The following is a 14,372-nucleotide window of genomic DNA, read 5'->3' as shown; positions in this document are numbered from 1 at the left end:
GAACATGCAAAATCAGTATTCACATATAGTGTTAGGTTTAGGGGCGACAGGTTTGTCTGTCGTGCGCTATTTGTGCGGAAAGGGCATTACACCACTGGTGATGGACAGCCGCAGGCAGCCTCCAGGTACTGAAACGCTCTCGACATCTTTTCCTGATGTGAAACTGATTTCTGGTGGATTTGATTGTCGTTATTTAGTGCAGGCAAGCCAAATTATAATTAGCCCAGGTATTGCCATGTATACCCCTGAAGTACGTGTTGCTTTGGATATGGGTATCGAAGTGATAGGCGATATTGAGCTATTTGCCCGAGAAATTGCCGACCGTAAACCTTGCGTGATTGGCATTACTGGCTCTAACGGTAAATCGACCGTCACGACATTGGTAGGCGAGATGGCAAGAGAGGCCGGTATTGCCGTTGCCGTTGGCGGGAATATTGGTCTACCGGCGCTGGATTTATTGCATGAAAATGCAGATTTATTCGTACTCGAATTATCGAGTTTTCAGCTAGAAACGACTCATAGCCTTAAATGTGTGGCGGCAACCTGCTTAAACATCAGTGAAGACCACATGGACAGATATAGCGATTTAGCCTCCTATCGCGCGGCTAAATTACGTCTATATCAGCAGAGCCGCGCAGTGTTATTTAATCGTGATGACAAGCTAACCATACCGCCAGAGCCAATGAACCAAAATAGTTTTGGCTTAGCAGCCCCTAAGTGTGACGAATGGGGTATTAGCGATGGCAAAATTTATCATGGCAGTAGTGAGATAATATCGATAGCAGAAGTTTCCTTACTCGGCAGCCATAACCACGCAAATCTGATTGCTGCTATGGCGCTGGTCGATTTTGTCGATGTGAGTAAACAAGTCATGGTCGATGTGGCGCGTACTTTTACTGGCTTATCCCATCGTTGCGAAGTAGTTGCCATAAAGAATGGCATTACCTATGTCAATGACTCTAAGGCAACCAATGTCGGTGCAACTGTGGCGGCGATTGATGGCTTAAGTGACCACCTAGGCGATATTATTTTGATTGCGGGTGGTGATGGAAAAGGGGCTGATTTTACGCCTTTGACTGCCGCTTTAGCTAAGGTAACGCACCTTATTACTTTGGGCCGTGACGGTAACAAAATAGCGGCATTAAAAGCGGGAGCTTTCAAAGTTGACTCTATGGCTGCCGCGGTTGCTAAGGCAACGGAATTAGCGACCTCTGGCGATATTGTTTTATTATCGCCCGCCTGCGCCAGTTTAGATATGTACAGTAACTTCATGGCTCGAGGTGATGATTTCCGTGGCCTTGTGGAGCAACTCAATGGTGAGTGATGCAAGACAACTTAGCCTTTTGGGACGTTTGCGTTTAGCGATACCCAATTGGCAGCGTGATACCGAAGTGCCGGGCGTGCAATTGTACGACCGCGCTTTGCTCACGGCGGTGTTGTCTTTGATTGGTTTTGGTTTTGTGATGGTGATGTCTGCCTCTATGCCAGAGGCGCAAACGCTTACGGGTAATCCATTTTATTTTATGACTCGTCATATGGGTTATTTAGTCGGTTGCTTAGTGATCGCAGGATTTGTGCTTAGGGTTGAAATGCAAACTTGGCAGCGCTGGAGCCCAATGCTGTTGTTAGTTGTGGGCTTGATGTTGTTAGCGGTTCTCGTTGTCGGCACTACAGTAAACGGTGCAACGCGCTGGTTATCCCTTGGGCCTATACGTATCCAAGTAGCAGAAGTGGCTAAGTTTGCCTTTGCTATTTATATGGCTGGTTATTTAGTGCGTCGTCATCAAGAAGTACGTGAAAACGCTAAAGGTTTCTATAAACCTATTGCAGTATTCGCTATTTATGCCGTGTTGATTTTGATGCAGCCAGACTTAGGGACTGTGGTGGTATTGTTTGTCGGCACTGTGGGTTTATTGTTTTTGGCAGGCGCGCGTTTACTCGACTTTTTTGCTTTGATTTTCGCTGGTGTGTTAGCGTTTGTTGCCTTGGTTTTGTTAGAACCTTACCGTATGCGCCGAGTGACATCGTTTATGGATCCTTGGCAAGATCCCTTTGGTAGCGGTTATCAGTTAACGCAATCTTTGATGGCCTACGGCCGTGGTGATTGGTTGGGTCAGGGGCTCGGTAACAGTATTCAAAAATTGGAATACTTACCTGAAGCGCATACTGACTTTATCTTTGCTGTAATCGGTGAAGAGTTAGGCTTTATTGGCATTATCGCAGTACTATTTGTGCTGCTATTTTTGGCACTAAGATCGATTCGTTTAGGTAATTTGTGTTTGGCCATGGATAAACCTTTCGAGGGGTATTTGGGATATGCCATTGGTATTTGGATTTGTTTCCAGACTGTAGTGAATGTCGGTGCCAGTATTGGTATGTTACCGACCAAAGGGTTGACATTACCTTTTATCAGCTACGGTGGCAGTAGTTTATGGGTTATGACGGCAGCAACCATGATGTTGATACGCATTGATTACGAGCGGCGCATGACGTTAATTCAGGCCGTGCAAGGGAGATTGAAGTGATGACCCCAGCAGGAAAACGTATTTTAGTCATGGCAGGTGGTACGGGAGGACATGTGTTTCCGGCACTCGCGGTGGCGAAGTATTTAGCGCAACAGGGTTGGCAGGTGCGTTGGTTAGGCACGGCTGATCGTATGGAGGCGCGTTTAGTCCCTCAATATGGATTTGATATTGATTTCATCGATATCAAAGGTGTGCGCGGCAATGGTTTAATTCGTAAGCTCGCCGCGCCTTTTAAAGTGGTGCGCTCGATATTGCAGGCTAAGGCCGTGATTGCGGAGTTTAAACCCGATGTGGTCCTTGGCATGGGCGGATTTGCCAGTGGCCCAGGTGGTGTTGCGGCAAGATTAGCCGGTATTCCATTGGTGTTGCATGAGCAAAATGCCATTCCAGGCATGACGAACAAATTGCTGTCTCGGATTGCGACGCAAGTGTTATGTGCCTTTAACAATACCTTCACCACAGTGAAAGCTAAGGTTGTAGGTAACCCGATTCGCCAAGAGTTGATTGCCTTAGGTGCGCAGCCTAAGCCTGAGGCTGATGAAGCCTTAAAAGTGCTAGTGGTCGGCGGCAGCTTAGGGGCTAAGATATTTAACGATCTTATGCCAGAGGTTGTCGCGATACTGAGCCATCAGCAGTCGGTTACAGTGTGGCATCAAGTAGGTAAGGATAATCTCGCTAGTGTCAAAGCGGCTTATCAGCAACAAGGCCAAGATGGTGGTGTGAATATCGCTGAGTTTATCGACGATATGGAAGCCGCCTATCGCTGGGCTGATGTGGTATTGTGCCGAGCCGGCGCGCTGACGGTATCAGAGTTAGCGGCGGTGGGATTACCGAGTATTCTGGTGCCTTATCCCCATGCGGTGGATGATCATCAAACACGTAACGGCCAAGTATTGGTTGAGGCTGGTGCAGCCTTCCTATTACCACAGGCCATCTTGGACGTGAATAAACTGGCGAGTAAATTACAGTTGCTCGCCAATGACAGAACAGAATTAGCCCAAATGGGCCAAAGAGCGAGAGATGTTGCGGTACTGGATGCGACTGAACAAGTTGCCGCAGTGTGCATCAGCCTTGCTGAGAAAGGATAAGCATGACTAAGACAGAAAGATACGCACAACTGAGAAGCATGATCCCAGAAATGCGCCGTATTAAGCGTATTCACTTCGTCGGCATTGGCGGCGCGGGCATGGGCGGCATTGCCGAAGTGTTAGTGAACGAAGGCTATCAGGTGAGCGGTTCGGACATCGCGCAAAATGCTGTGACTGACAGATTGTGTTTACTCGGTGCCAAAATCCAAATTGGTCATGCCGCTGAAAACGTACAGCAAGTCGATGTAGTTGTTATTTCAACGGCGATTAATCTGGAAAATCCAGAAATCGTCGCTGCTAAAGAATTACGCGTACCTATTGTTCGTCGCGCCGAGATGCTGGCAGAGTTAATGCGTTACCGCCATGGAGTGGCGATTGCTGGCACCCATGGTAAAACCACGACAACTAGCCTTATCGCCAGTGTGTATGCTCAAGCGGGGCGGGATCCTACCTTTGTGATTGGTGGCTTGCTCAATAGTGCCGGTACTAATGCAAGGTTAGGTACTAGCCGTTACTTGATTGCCGAAGCGGATGAGAGCGATGCCAGCTTCCTGCATTTGCAGCCTATGGTCAGCGTGGTGACTAACATCGAAGCCGATCACATGGATACCTACGGTGGTGATTTTGAGAAATTAAAATCCACCTTTGTCGATTTTCTACACAACTTGCCATTTTACGGTGTTGCTGTGGTGTGTATTGACGATGATGTGGTGCGTGAAATCATGCCACGTATTGGCCGTAAACACGTAACCTATGGTTTTAGTGACGATGCGGATGTGCAAGCATTGAATTTCAGCCAGAAAGGCCATCAGTGCAGTTTTACGGTGAGACGTAAAGGTAAAGCTGATCTCGATCTGGTGCTTAACTTGCCAGGTCAACATAACGTGCTTAATGCCTTAGCTGCGATTGCGGTCGCGACCGAAGATGAAATCGACGATAACGCTATTACTCAGGCTCTAGTCGAGTTCCAAGGTATAGGGCGTCGTTTCCAGCATTTAGGCAAATTTGCCACACCTAAGGGTGAAGTCATGTTGGTTGATGATTATGGTCATCATCCTAGTGAAGTTGCAGCGACCATCAAAGCTGCCCGTGCGGGTTGGCCTGACAAACGTTTGGTCATGGCGTATCAGCCGCACAGATACACTCGTACCCGTGACTTGTATGAAGATTTCGTTGAAGTGTTATCGCAAGTGGATTGCCTATTATTACTTGATGTTTATAGTGCGGGTGAAGCCCCCATTACAGGTGCAGATAGTCGAGCATTATGTCGCTCCATTCGGCTGCGCGGTCAGTTAGATCCGATTTTTATTGCCAGCCCAGATCAGCTCGCCGAAATATTGCCAGATGTATTACAGGAAGGCGATTTATTACTTACTCAAGGCGCGGGCAATATTGGCGCTCTGTCGCGACAATTAGCTTCCACAGAGTTAGGTTTTGCTGTTATAGAGTTACCCGCACAAGCGAGCTAAGTGTATGCGGTCGTTCTGCTAGGAAAAGGAAATTTTGACCAAAGGATTTTGGTCTATATAATGGCCGGTTTTCTGTGGTTTTTAATGGGTGTCGTTAAAGGTGGAATAAAGCGTGTCTTGGAGTGATAAGCGGCGGCACTGGCGGGCAAGAATGTCACGGGCTAATTGGTATCAATGGAGTGGGGCTGGCTTTTTATTCTTCATCGTGGCCAGTTTTTTGTTTGGTGGTTACCAGTTACATAAATTTTTAAATGATGCCAGCACCTTGCCAATTGAAGCGGTTGCCATCAAAGGTGAGCGGGCTTACACCTCAGATAAAGATATTCAGATTGCATTACAGGATTTGATGCAACGGAGTTTTTTTAGTGCTGACATCACCTTAGTGCAGCAAGCACTAGAAGCCTTGCCTTGGGTATATCGCGCATCGGTAAGACGTGAGTGGCCAGCGAAGCTCAGGGTATATTTGCAAGAACAGCAACCTGCTGCTCGTTGGAATAGCACCTCGTGGTTGAATGTGCACGGTGATGTTTTTGATGCGCCAGCGCATCCAGGACTTGAGCATTTACCACAGTTATCTGGACCAGATGATATGGGCCTTGAGGTATTGACAGTCTATGCACAAGTCAATTCTCTATTAAAGATTAATGGTTTTACCTTAGCGAGTTTGAATTTAACGCCACGACATGCGTGGCACGCGACCCTAGCAAACGGCATTGTTTTAGATCTAGGTCGAGAAGATAAAATTGCACGGATACAGCGATTTATTACTGTTTATCCGGTTTTGGCAAAACAAGACAAAACTGTTGCCAGAGTTGATTTACGCTACGACACAGGGTTGGCCGTAGGCTGGGGCGATGGACAAACAAGAGAGCCGATAATTAATGATCAAAAACCAAGATAGAAACCTTATCGTCGGGTTGGACATAGGCACCTCTAAGGTCGCAGTGATCATAGGCGAAGTGCTGCCCGATGGTGAAATAAGCATAGTCGGCCTTGGTAACCATCCCTCAAGGGGCATGGATAAAGGTGGCGTGAACGATTTAGATTCGATAGTTCGCAGTGTGCAACGTGCACTCGATCAAGCAGAATTAATGGCAGATTGCCAAGTAGCCTCGGTTTATTTGAGTATTTCAGGTAAACACATCGCCTGCCAAAACGAAAACGGCATGGTATCGATCAACGATGAAGAAGTGACGCAGGAAGATGTGGATAACGTGATCCACACGGCTCGCTCGGTGAAGATCCCGACGGAACGTCGCATCTTACACGTACTGCCACAGGAATATGCTATCGATGTACAAGACGGTATTCGCAGCCCAATTGGTATGTCTGGTATGCGGATGGAAGCCAAGGTGCATATAGTGACCTGCGCCAATGATATGGCGAAGAACATTACTAAGAGCGTCGAGCGTTGTGGTTTAAAAGTCGATGATTTAGTGTTCTCGGGTATTGCTTCGGCTGATGCAGTGTTGACCTTCGATGAGAAAGACTTAGGTGTGTGTATCGTTGACATCGGCGGTGGCACCACGGATATTGCGGTATATACCAACGGCGCCTTGCGGCATTGTGCGGTTGTACCGGTTGCAGGTAACCAAGTGACGAATGATATTGCGAAGATTTTTCGCACGCCATCGTCACATGCTGAACAAATTAAAGTGCAATTTGCCTGTGCGCGTAGCTCCATGGTGAGCCGCGAAGATAGCATCGAAGTACCATCGGTAGGAGGGCGTCCATCACGTAGCATGTCACGTCACACGCTCGCCGAAGTGGTAGAACCAAGATACCAAGAGCTATTTGAGTTAGTGCTCAAAGAATTGAAAGACAGTGGATTAGAAGATCAAATCGCCGCAGGTATTGTGCTCACAGGTGGCACGGCGTCGATACAAGGTGTGGTTGATATTGCGGAAGCGACATTCGGCATGCCAGTTCGCGTAGCGTCACCGCTACCGATCAAAGGGTTATATGAATACGTGGACCAGTCTATTTACTCCACTGGAGTTGGACTGCTTCATTACGGCGCACGACGGGTGATCGAACGTCAGTTCGAGCGTCCTGAGCGCCAAGGGGTAACTAGCGCTTGGAATCGGGTCCAAAGCTGGTTTAAAGGCGAATTTTAATTTTCATAACGCAGGCAACACGGAGATCAGACAATGTTTGAGATCATGGATACTCACTCAGACGACGCGGTGATTAAAGTCATCGGCGTTGGCGGCGGCGGCGGCAACGCTGTCGAACATATGGTCAAACACAACATTGAAGGTGTTGAGTTTATCGTTACCAATACAGACGCTCAGGCTTTGAGAAAATCAAGTGCTGGCTCAACGATTCAATTAGGACGTGATGTCACTAAGGGTCTCGGAGCAGGGGCAAACCCAGATGTGGGCCGTGCAGCAGCAGAAGAAGACCGTGAAAACATTCGCGCGGCGATCAAGGGCTCTGACATGATCTTTATCGCTGCCGGTATGGGCGGGGGTACAGGTACAGGTGCTGCACCTGTTGTAGCTCAAATCGCCCGTGAAGAAGGTATTCTGACGGTTGCGGTTGTAACTAAGCCTTTCCCATTTGAAGGGAAAAAGCGCATGGTTTATGCCGAGCAAGGTATTGCTGAACTGGCTAAACATGTGGATTCGTTAATCACGATCCCGAATGAGAAGTTATTAAAAGTATTGGGCCGTGGTACTTCTTTACTCGATGCATTTGCTGCAGCGAATAATGTGTTACTTGGCGCAGTACAAGGTATTGCCGAACTTATCACGCGCCCTGGTCTGATTAACGTCGACTTCGCCGACGTGAAGACTGTGATGTCTGAAATGGGTAATGCCATGATGGGTACCGGCGTCGCTCGCGGTGAAGACCGTGCTGAAGAAGCGGCCGAAGCTGCTGTTGCCAGCCCATTATTAGAAGATATCGATTTAGCCGGTGCGCGTGGTGTGTTAGTTAACATCACTGCGGGTATGGACATGAGTATCGAAGAATTCGAAACTGTCGGTAATCACGTTAAAGCTTACGCTTCTGACAATGCGACTGTAGTTGTTGGTGCGGTCATCGACCCAGAAATGAGTGATGAGCTGCGTGTAACGGTTGTTGCGACCGGTATTGGTGCTGAAAAGCGTCCAGATATTCAATTGGTTTCTAAACCTGCACCTCGTCCAGAGCCTACGCCTGTTGTAGTTGAACCAAAAGTCGAAGCCTATGTCGAAGAAGCTGTACATGTGAATTATGCTGCGCCAAAAGGTAATGTGGTCCCAGCGGCACAACCAGCTTCAGCGCCGTCGACAAAGCATGAGTTGGATTATCTTGATATTCCAGCATTTTTGCGTAAACAAGCCGACTAGCGTTAGCGTTTGAGTCCTGCATAAATGTGCGGTGTTGTTCAGTTTGAGCAATACCACAGTAGTGCTATATTTGTGTAACATAATAAAATTATGTTATTATGTAGTACCAGTACTGCTATTTTGCTGGCGCTGAGTGTAAAAATATTAGGTTTAATAATTGAAATTTAAACGGGTAACTGAATGATATTTCAAAGAACTGTTCAAAAAATGGTGAAAACAACTGGTGTCGGATTGCATTCTGGCAACAAGGTCACTTTGAGCATTATGCCCGCGCCCGTTAATTCAGGGATCGTACTCGTGCGCACCGATTTGAGTCCTGCTGTTGCTATTCCAGCGAAGGCGGAACAAGTTCGTGAAACCACAATGTGTACGGCACTTGTCAATGACGAAGGTATTCGAATTTCGACTATTGAGCATTTATTTGCAGCACTTGCGGGTTTAGGCATAGATAACGCTGTAATCGAAGTGGATGCGCCTGAAATTCCGATAATGGATGGTAGTGCAAGCCCATTCGTCTTCTTATTGCAATCTGCGGGTATTAAAGAGCAGGCTGCGCCGAAGAAGTACTTAAAGATTAAACGCACTGTGCGTGTTGAAGACGGCGACAAATGGGCCGAGCTAAAACCGTTTAAAGGTTTTAGAGTCAATTTTAAAATTGACTTCGCACATCCCGAAATCGCCCGTAGTCAACAGCATGTAGTGATGGATTTTTCAACATCCGCTTTCGTAAAAGATATCAGCCGTGCTCGTACGTTTGGGTTTATGCGTGATATCGAATATCTGCGAGCCAACAACCTAGCGTTGGGCGGCAGCATGGAAAACGCTGTTGTACTTGATGAATATCGCGTCCTTAATCCCGACGGCCTGCGTTATGAGGACGAGTTTGTTAAGCACAAAATTTTAGATGCGTTTGGTGATTTATATGTGGCAGGACACGCTATCTTAGGTGAGTTTACTGCGTATAAAACGGGTCATGCACTGAATAACCAACTGGTGCGTGCTTTATTAGCACAGCAAGATGCGTGGGAATTGGTCAGCTTTGAAAAAGAAGCCGATGTCCCGGTTAGCTTTACAGTACCTGGTGGCGCTGTATTTGCTTAAAAAGCGGTGAGATTATTTATTACGGCTGGCCAATGAGGCCAGCCGTTTTAGTTTTTCGCCCAGTGAACCGCCAATATTTTCCGCTAATGCCGCAATATGCTCCGCTGCAGCAGGGCTTAATTCTTTGTGTCCCAGTTTAGGCTTTGCGTCATACATTGCTAATCTCGGGTTGACTTTAACTTCAATTGCGGTAAGGATTGGGAGCGTTTCTGCTTGAAGTTGCGCGAGTAGCTTCGGCTTTTGGAAATTAATTCGTGCAGCCCAGGCCGCCGAAGTCGTTTCAATCACAAGAACACCCTGACGGAAATTAGCGACTTTTAGTTGCTCCGCAACAGGACCTGCAATAATCTGCTTCACATGCTGATCCAGATACAACAGTAGTTCCGCTTTCTCAGCAAGATCGGGTAGCTTTCCCGATTGATGTAATAACTTGCTGAGATCTTGAGGGGGCTTTTTCATATGATAATAAGATGGCTGAATTAGGCTATGAGTGTAACAGTATTTATTCAAGGTCGGAATGGCGTCACACGCTGGCAGCCCAGTAAACGCTGGTTGCTACTTCCAATGCTATTGTTAGCGACAGGATCGGGTATTTATCAATACAGCTCTGCTCGATTTCAAGATCAGCAGGCGAGTGTCGATAATGATCGCCTTGTACGCGAACAACAAAAGAAACAAGTCTTAGAGCTGAAAAGTGCTACTGAGTCACAACTAACCATATTAGTGACCCATGTTGCACGTATGCAAGCTAAGATCACCCGTCTCGAAGCCTTAGGTCAACAGGTCGCCCAGCAAAACAAGCTAGATGCAGATTTTGATTTTTCATCTGAAGTTGGCGTGGGTGGTTTGAGTGAATTAGGCACTAATATTGAGCTCGGACAGCTTATCGTTGATATGGATAAGCTAGCATCACGAATTGACAATAATAATGTTCAGCTTTCACTCCTTGAAACCGTGTCATTTAACCACCATATAGATGATGAACGTTATATATCAGGTGTCCCACTCGATAAAGGTTGGTTATCATCATCCTACGGATTGCGTAATGATCCTTTCAACGGTCGTAGGACTGTACATAAAGGGATTGATTTTACGGGTCGAGAAGGCGCAAAAGTTATTGCAACTGCAGCCGGCGTAGTCACTTTTGCTGGAAATATGTTCGGTTATGGCGAGTTGGTTGAAATTGACCATGGTAACGGTCTACATACGCGTTACGGCCATAATAAAGCTTTGTCAGTGACTGTAGGTGATGTGGTCGCAAAAGGCGATGCTATCGCCAGTATGGGAAGCACGGGGCGCTCAACTGGGGCTCATGTGCATTATGAAGTGTTGCGAGACGGACAACAAATAGATCCACAAAAATTTGTTTACCGCAAAGCAAGTTAATTGAAACATTGGCTTCTAGTTCCCATCATGGACTTGGCCTACAGAAAATAAGTGATTCAGATGTTTGGTAAATTACTGACAAAAGTATTTGGTAGTCGCAACGACCGCACTCTTAAAGGGCTTCAAAAGATCGTTATTAGTATTAACGCATTAGAAGCTGATTATGAAAAATTAACCGATGAAGCATTAAAAGCAAAAACCGCCGAGTTCCGTGAGCGTTTAGCGGCTGGTGCTTCATTAGATAGCATCATGGCTGAAGCGTTTGCAACAGTGCGTGAAGCGTCTAAGCGTGTATTTGATATGCGCCATTTCGACGTACAGTTACTCGGCGGTATGGTACTTGATAGTAACCGTATTGCGGAGATGCGTACGGGTGAAGGTAAAACATTAACGGCCACCTTACCTGCTTATTTAAACGCATTGACGGGCAAAGGCGTTCACGTGATTACTGTGAACGATTATTTGGCCCGTCGTGATGCCGAGAATAACCGCCCTCTGTTTGAATTCCTCGGTTTAACCGTGGGTATCAACGTGGCAGGCCTTGGTCAGCACGAAAAGAAAGCCGCTTACAACGCCGATATCACTTACGGTACCAATAACGAGTTTGGTTTCGATTATCTGCGCGATAACATGGCGTTTTCACCGCAAGAACGGGTACAACGTCCGTTGCACTACGCCCTAATCGATGAAGTGGATTCAATCTTAATCGACGAAGCGCGTACGCCGCTGATCATCTCTGGCGCTGCTGAAGATAGCTCTGAGCTGTACATTAAGATCAACACCCTGATCCCTAATCTTATCCGTCAAGATAAAGAAGACACGGAAGAGTTTGTGGGTGAAGGCGACTACAGCATCGATGAAAAAGCCAAACAAGTGCATTTCACCGAACGTGGTCAAGAAAAAGTAGAAAACCTATTGATCGAGCGCGGAATGTTAGCCGAAGGCGACTCACTCTATTCTGCTGCAAATATTTCCCTATTACACCACGTCAACGCGGCGCTCCGTGCGCACACGCTGTTTGAGCGTGATGTGGATTACATAGTACAAGACAACGAAGTCATCATCGTCGATGAACACACGGGTCGTACTATGCCTGGTCGTCGTTGGTCAGAAGGCTTACATCAAGCCGTTGAAGCCAAAGAAGGCGTGCACATTCAAAACGAAAACCAAACATTGGCGTCGATTACTTTCCAAAACTACTTCCGTCAATACGAGAAGCTGGCAGGTATGACTGGTACCGCCGACACTGAGGCGTTCGAATTCCAACATATCTATGGATTAGACACAGTCGTCGTGCCGACTAACCGTCCTATGGTGCGTAAGGACATGGCGGATTTGGTTTACTTAACCGCCGATGAAAAATATCAAGCGATCATCAAAGACATTAAAGATTGCCGCGAACGTGGCCAGCCTGTATTGGTGGGCACAGTATCAATCGAACAGTCTGAGTTGCTAGCACGCTTAATGGTGCAAGAAAACATTCCGCATAAAGTATTGAATGCTAAATTCCATGAAAAAGAAGCTGAAATCGTTGCTCAAGCGGGTCGTCTTGGTTCAGTGACGATCGCCACTAATATGGCAGGTCGTGGTACTGACATCGTACTTGGTGGTAACTGGAATATGGAAATCGATGAACTCGACAATCCAACGCCAGAGCAAAAGGCTAAGATTAAAGCTGATTGGCAAATTCGTCACGATGAAGTTGTTGCCGCGGGCGGTTTACACATCCTAGGCACTGAGCGTCACGAATCACGTCGTATTGATAACCAATTACGTGGCCGCGCCGGTCGTCAAGGTGATGCGGGTTCATCACGCTTCTATCTGTCGATGGAAGATAGCTTAATGCGTATCTTTGCTTCGGATCGTGTTTCTAGCATGATGAAAAAGCTAGGAATGGAAGAAGGTGAAGCCATTGAACATCCATGGGTATCACGTGCTATTGAAAATGCTCAACGTAAAGTTGAAGCACGTAACTTCGATATCCGTAAGCAATTACTTGAATTTGATGACGTCGCTAACGATCAACGTCAAGTGGTCTACGCCCAGCGTAATGAGTTAATGGATGCTGAGAGTATCGAGGATACCATCAAAAACATTCAAGGCGATGTGATTGGTGCGGTTATTGATCAGTATATTCCACCGCAATCTGTGGAAGAACTATGGGACGTTCCTGGTTTAGAGCAGCGTTTACACCAAGAATTTATGCTCAAGTTACCTATCCAAGAATGGTTAGATAAAGAAGATGATCTACATGAAGAGAGTCTACGTGAGCGTATTATCACTGCTTGGGGTGAGGCTTATAAGGCAAAAGAAGAAATGGTTGGCGCGCAAGTGCTACGCCAATTCGAAAAAGCCGTTATGCTGCAAACGCTCGATGGCCTGTGGAAAGAACACTTAGCCGCGATGGATCATCTGCGTCAAGGTATTCATTTACGTGGCTACGCACAGAAGAATCCAAAGCAAGAATATAAGCGTGAATCGTTTGAGTTATTCCAACAACTGCTAAACACTTTGAAACACGACGTCATCAGTGTGCTGTCGAAAGTACAAGTACAAGCTCAGTCAGATGTGGAAGAAATGGAAGCGCGTCGTCGTGAAGAAGATGCCAAAATCCAGCGCGACTATCAACACGCTGCGGCCGAGTCGCTTATTGACAGTGGTAATGAGCATGAAGCTGTCACTGCGCACGCACCGATGATCCGTGATGGTGACAAAGTGGGGCGTAACGATCCTTGTCCTTGTGGCTCAGGTCGCAAGTATAAACAATGTCACGGCAAATTAAATTAATCTGCATCTTACAGATTAAGCCTACTCAAGAAGTAGAATAGAATGAACGCTAAAGGCAACTTATCTAAGTTGCCTTTTTATTTCCTCTTTAATAAGCCATGCGTTTAATACAGGATGATTCTGATTTCGGTCTCTTACTCCGCTTTTATATTACTAATCACAGTTATAACGCGTTTCACTTCAATCAATAACGCATTAAGTAAATCCTGCGCAGTATGAAATTTAACCTTCTTAGCGAGTTTTGTGGATAAGTCTGAGGATAAGTGGTGGGTATTATGTGACTAACTGAAACTATTAAAAAAATAACGCAAATAGGTAAAAAAGCGCTTGCGGACTTTCTCAATCTCCCTATAATGCGCATCCACTGACACGGCAATGAGCGTAACGCAAGTTAAGCAAATAACACAGTTAGTTCATCGGTTAGCAAGCTAAACGATGAGTGTTGAGAAAGTTGAAAAAACTACTTGACGCCCCAACGGGAATGCGTAAAATACGCAGCCCTGACCCGCTGTAAACTCAGTGTGTGGTCAACGCTCTTTAACAATTTATCAAGCAAATCTGTGTGGACACTCACAGGTGTTGAGTTAATCGAAACTGCTTAGCCTTCGGGTTGGCAGTCAAAAATTTAAATCAATGTAACAATGAGTGTTCATAGCAATATGTACAGTTTGTTTCTGTAGC

General features: G+C 46.4%; 11 protein-coding genes. 10 read left to right on the top strand and 1 reads right to left on the bottom strand.

The features are described 5' to 3' along the window. The first annotated feature begins 4 nt into the window (after positions 1-4). From murD to lpxC, 8 genes are all read left to right on the top strand, one after another. Positions 5-1,324 (top strand): UDP-N-acetylmuramoyl-L-alanine--D-glutamate ligase, encoded by a 1,320-nt coding sequence (murD, locus tag ACRN9H_RS05980; RefSeq protein ID WP_432312873.1) that lies wholly within the window; start codon positions 5-7, stop codon positions 1,322-1,324. Beyond that, entirely contained in the window at positions 1,314-2,525 is a 1,212-nt protein-coding gene (gene ftsW, locus ACRN9H_RS05975; protein WP_432313048.1) for a cell division protein FtsW, read from the top strand. Before murD ends, ftsW begins: the two co-directional genes overlap by 11 nt. After that, on the top strand, positions 2,525-3,613 hold the full coding sequence (gene murG / locus ACRN9H_RS05970; protein ID WP_432313047.1) for an undecaprenyldiphospho-muramoylpentapeptide beta-N-acetylglucosaminyltransferase: 1,089 nt from the start codon (positions 2,525-2,527) through the stop codon (positions 3,611-3,613). Before ftsW ends, murG begins: the two co-directional genes overlap by 1 nt. Positions 3,614-3,615: 2 nt before the next feature. Next, entirely contained in the window at positions 3,616-5,082 is a 1,467-nt protein-coding gene (gene murC, locus ACRN9H_RS05965; protein ID WP_432312871.1) for a UDP-N-acetylmuramate--L-alanine ligase, read from the top strand. 151 nt (positions 5,083-5,233) lie between these two features. Beyond that, on the top strand, positions 5,234-5,983 hold the full coding sequence (locus ACRN9H_RS05960) for a cell division protein FtsQ/DivIB (protein ID WP_432313046.1): 750 nt from the start codon (positions 5,234-5,236) through the stop codon (positions 5,981-5,983). After that, positions 5,964-7,199 carry a cell division protein FtsA gene (ftsA, locus tag ACRN9H_RS05955; protein WP_076497088.1) on the top strand — a complete coding sequence of 412 codons (1,236 nt, stop codon included), beginning with the start codon at positions 5,964-5,966 and terminating at the stop codon, positions 7,197-7,199. Before ACRN9H_RS05960 ends, ftsA begins: the two co-directional genes overlap by 20 nt. 33 nt (positions 7,200-7,232) lie before the next feature. After that, entirely contained in the window at positions 7,233-8,417 is a 1,185-nt protein-coding gene (gene ftsZ, locus ACRN9H_RS05950) for a cell division protein FtsZ (RefSeq protein ID WP_432312870.1), read from the top strand. Positions 8,418-8,597: 180 nt separating this feature from the next. Next, positions 8,598-9,518 carry a UDP-3-O-acyl-N-acetylglucosamine deacetylase gene (gene lpxC, locus ACRN9H_RS05945; RefSeq protein ID WP_198572582.1) on the top strand — a complete coding sequence of 307 codons (921 nt, stop codon included), beginning with the start codon at positions 8,598-8,600 and terminating at the stop codon, positions 9,516-9,518. 12 nt (positions 9,519-9,530) lie between these two features. On the opposite strand, the gene ACRN9H_RS05940 is transcribed toward lpxC, so the two are convergent. After that, entirely contained in the window at positions 9,531-9,977 is a 447-nt protein-coding gene (locus tag ACRN9H_RS05940) for a DUF721 domain-containing protein (RefSeq protein WP_432312869.1), read from the bottom strand. A 27-nt stretch (positions 9,978-10,004) separates the two neighbouring features. On the opposite strand from ACRN9H_RS05940, the gene ACRN9H_RS05935 reads away from it, so the two are divergent. Both ACRN9H_RS05935 and secA read left to right on the top strand, forming a co-directional pair. Further along, complete coding sequence (locus tag ACRN9H_RS05935) at positions 10,005-10,904, top strand: M23 family metallopeptidase (RefSeq protein ID WP_220773653.1); 900 nt, start codon at positions 10,005-10,007, stop codon at positions 10,902-10,904. A gap of 60 nt (positions 10,905-10,964) precedes the next feature. After that, entirely contained in the window at positions 10,965-13,691 is a 2,727-nt protein-coding gene (gene secA, locus ACRN9H_RS05930; protein WP_432312868.1) for a preprotein translocase subunit SecA, read from the top strand. Positions 13,692-14,372: the final 681 nt, after the last annotated feature.

Source organism: Shewanella sp. MF08487 (genome assembly GCF_050848685.1).
Lineage (GTDB): Bacteria > Pseudomonadota > Gammaproteobacteria > Enterobacterales > Shewanellaceae > Shewanella > Shewanella glacialipiscicola.
The sequence above is the reverse complement of the archived record's forward strand: the minus strand, read 5'-3'. Positions and strand labels throughout refer to the sequence as shown.

Excerpts from the sequence above, each read along its gene's own strand:
- murD (WP_432312873.1), top strand. The coding sequence starts at position 5 with ATGCAAAATCAGTATTCACATATAGTGTTAGGTTTAGGGGCGACAGGT.
- ftsW (WP_432313048.1), top strand. The coding sequence starts at position 1,314 with ATGGTGAGTGATGCAAGACAACTTAGCCTTTTGGGACGTTTGCGTTTA.
- murG (WP_432313047.1), top strand. The coding sequence starts at position 2,525 with ATGACCCCAGCAGGAAAACGTATTTTAGTCATGGCAGGTGGTACGGGA.
- murC (WP_432312871.1), top strand. The coding sequence starts at position 3,616 with ATGACTAAGACAGAAAGATACGCACAACTGAGAAGCATGATCCCAGAA.
- ACRN9H_RS05960 (WP_432313046.1), top strand. The coding sequence starts at position 5,234 with ATGTCACGGGCTAATTGGTATCAATGGAGTGGGGCTGGCTTTTTATTC.
- ftsA (WP_076497088.1), top strand. The coding sequence starts at position 5,964 with ATGATCAAAAACCAAGATAGAAACCTTATCGTCGGGTTGGACATAGGC.
- ftsZ (WP_432312870.1), top strand. The coding sequence starts at position 7,233 with ATGTTTGAGATCATGGATACTCACTCAGACGACGCGGTGATTAAAGTC.
- lpxC (WP_198572582.1), top strand. The coding sequence starts at position 8,598 with ATGATATTTCAAAGAACTGTTCAAAAAATGGTGAAAACAACTGGTGTC.
- ACRN9H_RS05940 (WP_432312869.1), bottom strand. The coding sequence starts at position 9,977 with ATGAAAAAGCCCCCTCAAGATCTCAGCAAGTTATTACATCAATCGGGA.
- ACRN9H_RS05935 (WP_220773653.1), top strand. The coding sequence starts at position 10,005 with ATGAGTGTAACAGTATTTATTCAAGGTCGGAATGGCGTCACACGCTGG.
- secA (WP_432312868.1), top strand. The coding sequence starts at position 10,965 with ATGTTTGGTAAATTACTGACAAAAGTATTTGGTAGTCGCAACGACCGC.